This window comes from Photobacterium sp. MCCC 1A19761 (genome assembly GCF_037389125.1).
Lineage (GTDB): Bacteria > Pseudomonadota > Gammaproteobacteria > Enterobacterales > Vibrionaceae > Photobacterium.
On the sequence record NZ_JAZGTF010000010.1, the window covers coordinates 235,220 to 243,393 of the forward strand.

General features: G+C 47.4%; 7 protein-coding genes. All 7 read left to right on the forward strand.

What is annotated here, in order from left to right; translation table 11 throughout:
• Positions 1 to 126: 126 nt before the first annotated feature.
• The 7 genes from VV869_RS12810 to VV869_RS12840 all read left to right on the forward strand — a co-directional run bounded on the left by VV869_RS12810 (position 127) and on the right by VV869_RS12840 (position 8,082).
• Entirely contained in the window at positions 127 to 1,668 is a 1,542-nt protein-coding gene (locus VV869_RS12810) for a DUF2235 domain-containing protein (protein ID WP_337735294.1), read from the forward strand.
• Between the two features lie 632 nt (positions 1,669 to 2,300).
• Positions 2,301 to 3,686 (forward strand): electron transport complex subunit RsxC, encoded by a 1,386-nt coding sequence (rsxC, locus tag VV869_RS12815; protein ID WP_337735295.1) that lies wholly within the window; start codon positions 2,301 to 2,303, stop codon positions 3,684 to 3,686.
• Complete coding sequence (locus VV869_RS12820) at positions 3,683 to 4,624, forward strand: RnfABCDGE type electron transport complex subunit D (RefSeq protein ID WP_337735296.1); 942 nt, start codon at positions 3,683 to 3,685, stop codon at positions 4,622 to 4,624. The genes rsxC and VV869_RS12820 overlap by 4 nt, the downstream gene beginning before the upstream one ends.
• Positions 4,625 to 4,947: 323 nt before the next feature.
• Complete coding sequence (locus VV869_RS12825) at positions 4,948 to 6,207, forward strand: HD-GYP domain-containing protein (RefSeq protein ID WP_337735297.1); 1,260 nt, start codon at positions 4,948 to 4,950, stop codon at positions 6,205 to 6,207.
• Positions 6,208 to 6,480: 273 nt separating this feature from the next.
• Positions 6,481 to 7,074 carry a hypothetical protein gene (locus VV869_RS12830; RefSeq protein ID WP_337735298.1) on the forward strand — a complete coding sequence of 198 codons (594 nt, stop codon included), beginning with the start codon at positions 6,481 to 6,483 and terminating at the stop codon, positions 7,072 to 7,074.
• Between the two features lie 155 nt (positions 7,075 to 7,229).
• Complete coding sequence (locus VV869_RS12835; RefSeq protein WP_337735299.1) at positions 7,230 to 7,544, forward strand: DUF4144 family protein; 315 nt, start codon at positions 7,230 to 7,232, stop codon at positions 7,542 to 7,544.
• 295 nt (positions 7,545 to 7,839) lie between these two features.
• Positions 7,840 to 8,082 carry a hypothetical protein gene (locus VV869_RS12840; protein ID WP_337735300.1) on the forward strand — a complete coding sequence of 81 codons (243 nt, stop codon included), beginning with the start codon at positions 7,840 to 7,842 and terminating at the stop codon, positions 8,080 to 8,082.
• The last annotated feature ends 92 nt before the right edge of the window (positions 8,083 to 8,174 follow it).

Consider the following 8,174-nt stretch of genomic DNA (forward strand, 5'->3'; position numbering starts at 1 on the left):
AGTGTACGGGTACAACACGCCATAGAATCGTTATTCTGAGCGATTGATCACACCGAATTTCACTTTTGCTGGCTAGGTTTAATCAAGTGGTATAGCGAGCTTAGGTTCATATAGGTAGGGAAAGCAATGGCTTATTTAATCGTATGCTGTGATGGGACCTGGAATGATCCGGAAAACAGCGATGGCGGCGTTCCGACCCCCACCAATGTGCGGCAGATCTTCAATTTCCTGCCATCAAAGCCCGGCGAGCAGGAAACCCGTTATCAGTCCGGTGTCGGTACCGGTGGGTTTATCGATCGCGCAGTCGGCGGGATTTTAGGTTTCGGGCTTAGTGAAGATATCCGCGACTGTTATCAGTGGTTGTCCGATAAATATCAACCCGGGGATCAGGTCATTTTGCTCGGATTCAGCCGCGGCGCTTATTCTGCCAGGAGTCTGGCCGGCATGATCGTCCGCTACGGTTTCGTTGATTTTACCTATGTGAAAGATGTCGACCGCGACAAAGTGGTGAAGCAGATTTATCGGGAAGGATATCGACGGCAGGAATCGCGTAGCTATCTTGAAGTCCACCATCATCTCGATTTTTATCCAAATTCTGATCAGGTGTTATTTCTTGGCGTGTGGGATACCGTCGGTGCGCTGGGGATCCCCAACGACAAAGCACTGCTGGATCTGTTTGATAACCCGAAAAATTACGAGTTCCACGATGTTTGCCTGAGTCCCAAAGTCGAATGTGCTCGCCATGCGGTGGCGATTGATGAAGAGCGGGGCAGTTTTTGTCCGACGTTATGGGCGACCGGTCAGCACCCGGATGTCAAACAAGTCTGGTTCCCGGGTGTGCATAGCGATGTCGGCGGGGGGTACCGGGAAAACGGGTTATCCGATGGTGCCTTGCAGTGGATGATTGAAGAGCTGAAACAGAAAGTTCCGGCTCTGAACTGGGATCAGCACCAACTGACGCAGGTCGCCCCGAACCCGCAAGATGAGCTGCACGAATCACACAAAGGCTTCATGAAAGTGTTGGTGACTGCGCCGCGTTCCATTCCGAACCTGGATCAAAAAAAGAGTCAGGAGAGCCTTCACACCTCCGTCCAGGCGCGTCGTAAGCATCCACCCCGTACCCAAGGGCCCTATCGCTCGACCAAACTCCTGTCACCGCAGTCCCCCGTCACCGTTGATATCTATGCCAGGCATCAATGGTACTGGACCGGCATCTATTTAGAAGCCAACCGGACCTATCAGTTTAACGCGACTGGCGCTTGGGTGGATTCCAATATCCCTTGTGGCCCGGGCGGCACCATAGACAGTAAGTTTTCCCCAGGAGAATTGCTGCGCATGATGGGCACGCTGACCGGGAAACTTGAATCCGCCTTTAAAAGCATTTTTGATAAGGAAGAGGCCAATTTCATCGGCACCAAGCGAGTCGAAAGTTCTCCTTGGTTTTGCCTGATGGGCGCGATTGCCAACAGCGAAAACCCCGGCAAAGATGGTTCTCATGGTCAACTTCGGATTTTCGAGATTGGGGAAGATGCGACGTTCACACCAAAGAAGTCCGGCTATCTGTACTGCTTCGCCAACGACGCCTGGGGTTTTTACGGCAATAATCGGGGCTATGTGACGCTGACGGTGGCGCAGGAACCCAGCTCCAGTGAAACAGAAGTAAATTGAGCGAGCTGACAGCACTGCTTTTGCAGAGCGCTGCTGGGTTGCTGATTGATGAAGTCCGGCGCGTATCCCACTCTCTGGGCAGGGTGAGATCACATGTGTTTACTTTTTGAACAGCTGTGAATTCCCTCGGGCTGGTTGAGTGATTATTAGACACCTCATGCATTTCACACCTGGGGCAGATGGTTAAAAATCCCTCTATTTGTAGATCCCAACGTGCCTTACATGTGGTGATTTTACAATTTGTTAACTCACGCTCTCACCCTGACTCTCTGGGTAGAGCAACACATGGTGTTTATTCAACATGAAAGCGTGATAAACATGTTTCAATAAAATGATTCAATATGCCTGTTTATCAGTAAAACAGAGTTTATAGCTTAAGTGAGAAGCGGCTAAGGATTTAATTCCCGGCATACCACCCCACCAATGCCTTTATTGCATGACTATCTGGTCTGAATAGTTAGGCTTTATGCTTCCAGGCAAAAAATTTTTTCCTTTTTTTGGTATCAATATCAATAAACGATTTGATAAGGGTTCGTATTAGCATTTGCGTTAATGCGGGTGAATCATTATTCTCTCGCAATAATTACAAATATATCAATAAGGCTCGAGCCGCTTATATAAGGAAGTTATTCGTGTCGCGACTGGCATTGTTTTCTCAGCCTGATTCAGTACCAACATCCTGGCTACAACGTTTAATTCAGCCTTTGCAACGCGCAGGATATCGCTGGCATGGTGGCATTCAGCTTGAGGGTTACAAGTCCTTGTCTAATGGTTCTTGTATTCAGCGAGTGAGCCCAACAACGGGCACTCTGTTATCAATTCCTCTGGGTAATGGCCGGCATCAAGCGACGCCATGCGTCAACATTGGCCAGCAAGTTCGTAAAGGCGAGGTGATCGCCCGAGGTCAGGGGCATGCTCCCTGGGTCCATGCCTCGACATCCGGTCAGGTCGTTGCACTTCAATCGGCTTATGTCGCAGACCTTCAATCAGCTGTACCTGCCATCACGATTGCAGCAGATGGCCGGGATGAATGGATGGATGACCAGCCATTGCTTCCACCACAATCTGCTGAGGCACTCGCGCAATTATCGTGGGAAAAGGGAATTGTTGGTCTGGGTGGGGCTGGATTTCCGACCGGAATCAAAATCTCCGGGGCCCGGCACCCAGACATGCTGTTGATCAATGGCGCTGAGTGTGAACCTTTTATCACGTGTGATGATCGCTTAATGCGTGAGCGTGCATCTGAAATTATTCGGGCTGCTGATTACCTGGCTCAGACACTGTCTATCACACAGATTCGAGTCGGTGTCGAGCCAGATAAATCTGAAGCGATGTTTGCACTCAAAAAAGCCATCTCGGAAGCGAACAGTACCACCCAAGTTGTTTGCCTGCCGCATCGTTATCCGGCCGGAGGCCAGCCGATGCTGATAAAAAGCCTCAGTGGGCGGAACTTGTTGCCGGGAATGCTACCTTCCGAAATCGGGGTGATGGTATTAAATGTGGCAACGCTTTATAAGCTGGGTCAGGCTGTGTTTCATCAGGAACCACTGGTATCACGTATTGTGACGCTGACCGGCCATGTCGGGAATCCGGGAAATGTTGAAGTCCCAATTGGGATGCCTGTCGCCGATTTGTTAAAGCAAGCATCGCTGCGAGAAGACCATACCGGCATTCATGTCGGTGGCCCAATGATGGGGCGTTTACTGAGTCACGAATCTGCTGTTATCAGTAAGACAAGCAGTTGTTTGATCGCTCGCTCGGTTGAACTCTTTCCGCGGCGTCCTGAACCAAGTAGTTGCATTCGATGTAATCGTTGCACCGACGCCTGTCCAATAGGGCTTCAGCCGTTGAAACTCTATGAGGCAAACCAACGGGAAGATAAAAAGACCTTGCAACAAGAGCAACTTACGGCATGTATCGAGTGTGGTGCCTGTAGCGAAGTCTGTCCAAGTCATTTACCGTTGAGAGATAGTTTTCGTGATGCAAAACAGATGATGTCACGGAGTGTCGCGCCATGAACCTAAGGCCACGTTCAGTTCGAGGCATCATGCTGGCAGTTTCAGTCGCTTTGCTGCCTGGGACATTTCTTTTTGCTGTGCAATATGGTCCGGTCGTTTGGTTACAAGCTGGCTGGTGTCTCTGTTTCGCCTTGTTGTTAGAGGTGTTATTTCTATGGCTGCGCAAGAAGTCGATTAAAGCGGGATTAGCCGATTGTAGCTGGCTGGTCTGCGGGTTATTAATGGCAAGGGCGCTTCCCCTGATGACTCCCGCGTGGATGATCTTTCTCGCTACTTTTACTGCGCTAGGAGTGGTTAAACATAGCTGTGGCGGTCTAGGGGCCAACCGCCTGAACCCGGTCATGGCTGGTCTGGCTATGATCACGATCTGTTTTTATCAGCAGCTTTATCCGGCTCCATCTTCACAACTGCCTTGGACATTGGAGCTGACTGTCCCTCAGGTACTGGGCCATCAATGGCTGCTGGAAGCGCCTCTGACATTTGACGGTGTCACAGGCGTAACACCGCTATCAAAGGACTTGTTGAATGATATAGCGCCTTATTACTCATGGATTGGTTATCTGGCAGGTGGTTTACTTCTGGCATTGCTCAAAGTGATTCGTCTCGAAATTCCACTCATGATGATGATAGCGTCGGCTTTGCTCTGCGTGGCACTTGGCCATACCTTGGATGAGGCAATGTATAACTTGACGCTGGGTGGTTTTTTGTTCGCCGCCTTCTTTATTGCCACCGATCCGGTGACCAGCCCGGATACCCGAGCCGGACGCATACTGTACGGCCTGATCATCGGCATCATTACAGAGCTAGTCAGGGAATTTGGTCTCTATGCTGATGGCATTTGTTTTGCGGTATTAACGGGAAATTTGCTTATACCGCAACTGGATCTGGTGTCTCGACGTATCTACTGTACTTCACGGCAGCTCCGCTTTCCGTCGTGATGCAATCCAAAAAAAGTATCATCATGGATATGTGTTGAATGAGAGGGGCCGCTCGTATGGCTCGCCCCGCGGTCAAGCAGTGCCAGGTTGTATTCTTTTGAGTGATTTGTACGGTAAGAGATTTTCCCGTGCAGATGGCCCGTTAGCAAGTGTCACCTGTTTAGAATGATGGCTGCAAGATAAGTTTACGCTGATATAGTCATCAAAGCCCCTGACTGGCTACATTCACGAATTGTTTCGGCTTTCTCAATGAGCGCTCATGAGATAAAATAGGGCAAAATCATTATAATATATCATCGGATTAGCCCTCCTTTACGCTTATCATGTCAAGTATTAAAATCTCAATTGAACGGATCCAGGTAGGACTTCATATCAAGCTGCCCCTACAATGGATGGATCACCCTTTCTTGTTCAGTGAATTCAAGATTAAAGATCAGCAGCAAATTAACTTGATCAGGCGTATGGGGCTTGAGTTTGTTTATGTGCTCCCCGAGAAAAGTGATACTTCTGTTTTGCCTCCTGGTTCTCACGCTCACTCTCCTCTCCAAGAAGAAGAAAGCCGAAAATTGGACTTGATTGCAGAAGAATTGTGGAAAGAAAAACAGCAGAAAATTAACATACAAAAAGACTATCGGCGTAAGATTCAGCGCTGCGAAAAGAATTTCTCAAATTCGATGTCTCAGCTCCGTTCTGTGCTGAACAAGATTAATAGTCGCCCACTGAGTGCAGTTCAAGAAGCGGAGCTATTGGTTGACAGTTTAGTAGACACATTACTGTCGGCGGATAATGTTACTTTGCATCTAATGAGCAATAAAAAAGAGAAGGATGATATCTATTTTCATTCGCTCAATGTTGCGGTGCTTTCAATGATCGTGGCTAAAGCGAATAACATGTCGAGTAAAGATATCAAAACAATTGCTATCGGAGCTTTATTCCATGACATGGGAAAAGGAAAGATTCCAACAGCGATCACCCGTAAAACTGTACCGCTGACTAAGCCTGAAGAACACTACTTCCAGTTGCACCCCCAGTACAGCCTGGAACTCGCTAACCTGGCAAATAACTTTCCACCAGCCGCGAAACCTATTCTGAACCAGCACCATGAGTGCATTGACGGCAGTGGTTATCCACATCAGTTGAAAGGTAAAGAGATTGATCTCTATGCGCAACTTGTCGCTGTCACTGATGCATATGACAGGCTCTGTCATCCTCAAAATCCAGCGAAAAGGCTTACTCCTCATTGCGCGCTGTCCGTCTTGTTTTCAAAAAGGAGCAAGCAGTACAATGATAAATTCATGGCCTTATTGGCACGTTCAATAGGCATTTATCCGCCAGGTAGTGTGGTCCAGCTCTCTAATCAACAACTGGGGTTAGTGATCTCAGTGAATTCAGATCGGCTGCTTTTTCCGAATGTACTTCTTTACAGTGCCTCCGTACCAGCAAATGAAGCACTAATCTTGGATTTGGCAGAGAGCAATCTGAAAATTATACGTGCAATTTCACCAGAGAAATTACCCCCGAAGGTCTCTGATTATTTAAACCTTTTCAATCGTCATTCATATTATTTTGATAGCGATGATTAGTCTTGGTAGCTAAAGAAGCAGAGAAGTAAGCACAATCAGACGGGTTGGTTTCTAATTGAATTGAAACACATGGAAGTACGATTTTGACAACAATTCTGATGAGACAGCGGTGCTCGAAGTGCGGCTGCAATTCCGACCAAGCGACAACATCGATTCACTGTCAGTCCAGATCAAGAAGTAACAGGCTCACGGATACCAGGTGGTTTACGTGAAGTTTTATCTCGGCGCTCTGGGTTTCTAAGTGATGAGAATTACGCCAATGCAGGATATGAAATGTTCGAACCTTTAAGTGCTGATATGGGTGAACTGAAGCTGGGGATCGCAGCCCCGGAAGCAGGCTCAGTTGATCAGAAATACTTCATCCCTTTAAGCCAACTTTCAGAGATACTCATCCTGGATTCATCTTTTGATCTTCTATTGGTTTCTGGTGCTTCTCCTCAGCAAGCGCAAGTCGTCGCAGAGTCCTGTGAAAAATCAGGAACCGTTGTCGCCTTTGTTGAAAGCCCATTCCATGATACGACTGCGATTTGGGATGTCATGGCGAATATTTCAGGCAAGCTCTTTTCTACAGAAATGCCGAATAATATCGATGTGGCTGATGTTCGAAATCTCGTTCAAGACTCTGATGTCTTGTTTGCTTTTAACCGGATAAATGCAGCGATAGATTATCTTGAGAATAGGGCGTCGGGCGAGGTTGTTGGTGGGATTTATCTTGCCCATCGCCATACAAATTTAGCTGAATACGAATCAACCAATCAGCAACTGTTAAGCTATGTTTCTGAGTATGGCTACTTGAGCTCAAGTTTTTATTCTGGTGGCCGGTCGGACAGTACGATCTTGCTGGGCATTAGAACCTTGCCTTTGTGACTCTCTCTGTGGATACTGCACAGATTTCGGCTCCGTCAGTGCCGCCTTCAGATTGTGACATGGGATCCCCTATGATGACACAATCGAACTGACCCGATGCGGTAAAGCCTGATGAGCGGAGTCTATGTTATTCGGTATATTTACGGGAGAAATTGATGATTGAGTGGCCTTGTGTATTTCACCTCGAAGGTGACGATGAACTGATTTATCTCGCTTCAGAGGATGAGTTCATGAATGAGTCTGAGTCGCTCATCTGGCGTGAAAACGATCGAATCATCGATTCGACAGGACAAAGCTACAGTTTACTTTCTGGTGAAGCTGGAAATATTGCACTTAAGCCGCATGGGCATCGGTTGACACTCAACGAAGTCACCGCGCTGGTACAAGCGCATGAGTTTTCAAAAGCAGAAATGTGCCTGACCAAAATTCAATTCCTATCTATTTCAGAGGCAATCAGTTCTGTGTCTTGACGCAAGTGAACATCCAGTTTCACTGTGTGGCTTAAGAGCTTGCCCTGATGATCCTCCCTGTGGATACTGACATGATGTTTGGCTGAGTTTGTGCCATCTTCAGTTTGTGGCTGGGACCGCCTGTGTGATTCATGAGAGTACAACTGGGGGATATATGTTTTTCACGTTGTTGTTCGTTACATTCGTTTTGGCAATCGCTGTCTCATTTTGTGTGGTTAAAATATTCGACAGTCCGATCTCCTCAATATTCAGTCGAATCATTCAGGACCCAATCAGCAGTGCATGGCACAAATACGTGACGTTTGCAGCCTACGTGGTTGGTATTTCTGGCGGGGTAAGAATATATCAGCTCGAAAGGTATATCAGCGCGCCTCATAAAGACACGCAAATTCTTGAACTCACCGCCGAAAGATGGACGCTGGAAGTGTATCGAACCATTATTGAAACGCTTCAGGCAATTGCGTGGATGTATTTGGTGGTATTTATATTCGCATTAATAGCCTATGTCTGTAGTGGCATAGTTAATTTGGCCATCTGATTAGAGGTGATATCATCACCTCGGAAGTTAACAGGTGACACAATGACAAAACGTAGCAGAAGAACATTTAGTCCCGAGTTTAAACTTGAAGC

Bases quoted from the DNA above. Each gene is read 5' to 3' on its own strand.
- VV869_RS12810 (WP_337735294.1), top strand. From the start codon at position 127: ATGGCTTATTTAATCGTATGCTGTGATGGGACCTGGAATGATCCGGAA.
- VV869_RS12820 (WP_337735296.1), top strand. From the start codon at position 3,683: ATGAACCTAAGGCCACGTTCAGTTCGAGGCATCATGCTGGCAGTTTCA.
- VV869_RS12825 (WP_337735297.1), top strand. From the start codon at position 4,948: ATGTCAAGTATTAAAATCTCAATTGAACGGATCCAGGTAGGACTTCAT.
- VV869_RS12830 (WP_337735298.1), top strand. From the start codon at position 6,481: ATGTTCGAACCTTTAAGTGCTGATATGGGTGAACTGAAGCTGGGGATC.
- VV869_RS12835 (WP_337735299.1), top strand. From the start codon at position 7,230: ATGATTGAGTGGCCTTGTGTATTTCACCTCGAAGGTGACGATGAACTG.